The 2,127-nt window shown below is 71.6% G+C and carries 1 protein-coding gene; it reads left to right on the top strand.

Translation table 11 applies throughout. The features are described from left to right. A partial coding sequence (locus ACH4F2_RS35765; RefSeq protein ID WP_398136785.1) for a type I polyketide synthase occupies positions 1-2,127 on the top strand: 2,127 nt, incomplete at both ends.

The raw sequence follows: 2,127 nt of genomic DNA, 5'->3' as shown, positions 1-2,127 counted from the left end.
GGACTGGGAGCGGTTCGGTGCCGGGCGTGTGGCGTTGTTCGACGGGATACCGGAAGTACGACACCTGCGCGAACACACCACCCCCGAGGACAACGCCTCGGCGCTCGCCCGCTGGCTGGACGGAGTCCCGGCAACCGAACAGGAACAGGCCGTCGTCGACCTGGTCTGCACGCACGCCGCGGCCGTGCTCGGCTACCCGGGCCACACGTCCATCGACCCCGAGCGTGCCTTCCGCGAGCTGGGCTTCGACTCGCTGACCGCCCTCGAGTTCCGCAACCAGCTCGGCGCGACCATCGGCAGGCAGCTGCCCGCCACCGTCGTCTTCGACCATCCGACCGCCGTCGCCCTCGCCGGATACCTCCGCGAGGAGTTCATCGGCGCGGCATCCGACAGCGCGGCCGCCACCCCGCAGGGCGGCGCGTGGCAGGACGACGAGCCCATAGCGATCGTCGGCATGAGCTGCCGGTTCCCCGGAGGCGTCGGCTCGTCCGAGGACCTGTGGCGGCTCGTCCTCTCCGGTACGGACGCCATGTCACCGTTCCCCGCCGACCGCGGCTGGGACCTCGAACGGCTCTACGACCCGGACCCCGACGCCCCCGGCACCGCCTATGTCCGCGACGGCGGTTTCATCAGCGACGCGGCCACGTTCGATGCCGCCTTCTTCGGGATCTCCCCGCGCGAGGCACTGGCCATGGACCCGCAGCAGCGGCTCCTCCTCGAAACCGCCTGGGAAGCCTTCGAACACGCGGGCATCGACCCCCTCTCCGTGCGCGGCACCCGCACCGGAGTCTTCGCCGGCACCAACGGCCAGGACTACGCCGCAGGCCTCACGGCGGTACCCGAGGGCGTCGACGGCTACCTCGGGATCGGCAACGCGGCCAGCGTCGTCTCCGGGCGCGTCGCCTACGCCCTCGGCCTCGAAGGCCCCGCGGTATCGGTCGACACGGCCTGTTCCTCGTCTCTCGTCGCTCTGCACCTGGCGATCCAGGCCCTGCGCACCGGCGAATGCACGCTCGCACTCGCCGGCGGTGTCACGGTGATGTCCAGCCCGGCTGCCTTCATGGAATTCAGCCGTCAGCGCGGCCTGGCCGCCGACGGCCGCTGCAAGGCGTTCGCGGCAGCGGCCGACGGCACGGCATGGGGCGAGGGCGTCGGTCTGCTTGTCGTGGAGCGCCTGTCGGACGCCCGCCGCAACGGCCACGAGGTCCTCGCGGTGGTCCGCGGCTCCGCGGTCAACCAGGACGGAGCGTCGAACGGCCTGACCGCGCCGAACGGCCCCTCACAGCGGCGCGTCATCCGGCAGGCCCTCGCCAACGCGCGTCTCGAGCCGTCCGACGTGGACGCCGTGGAGGCGCACGGCACAGGCACCCAGCTCGGCGACCCGATCGAAGCCGAGGCCCTCCTCGCGACGTACGGCAAGGACCGCGACACGGACCACCCGCTGCTGCTGGGCTCCATCAAGTCGAACATCGGGCACACGCAGGCAGCCGCCGGTGTCGCCGGCATCATCAAGATGGTCATGGCGATGCGCAACGGCGTGCTGCCGCAGAGCCTGCACATCGACGAGCCGACCCCCCACGTCGACTGGCCCACGGGAGCAGTGGAACTCCTCGCCGAAACGCGTCCCTGGCCCGAGACGGGCCGCCCGCGCCGAGCGGCGGTCTCGTCGTTCGGTGTGAGCGGCACCAACGCCCACACCGTGCTGGAGGAAGCCCCTGCCGTCCCTGCCGCCGCCGACGACGTGACCGCACGTCCGGGCGCCGCGGAGCCACTCACCGATTCGTCGATGGAACCGCGTCCCAGGGCCCTGCCCCTGCTCGTTTCGGCGCGTACGGCTCCCGCACTCACCGGGCAGCTCGAACGGCTGCGCAGCCACCTCACCACACACCCCGAACTCCTCCGCCTCGACGTCGCCCACTCCCTGACAACGACGCGGGCCCTTCTCGAACACCGCGCGGCGCTCTTCGGGCCAGACTCGGACGGCCTGGACCACGAGCTGGTGCAAGGCGTCGCGGATCTGCGCGGCAAGTGCGTGTTCGTGTTCCCGGGTCAGGGTTCGCAGTGGGTCGGGATGGCTACGGAGCTGATGTCTTCGTCGCCGGTGTTCGCGGAGCGGATGCGGGAGTG

The organism is Streptomyces sp. NPDC017890, from assembly GCF_044328675.1.
In the GTDB taxonomy this organism is placed as follows: domain Bacteria; phylum Actinomycetota; class Actinomycetes; order Streptomycetales; family Streptomycetaceae; genus Streptomyces.
Note: the sequence above shows the minus strand (reverse complement) of the source record. Positions and strands in the feature narration are given on the sequence as shown.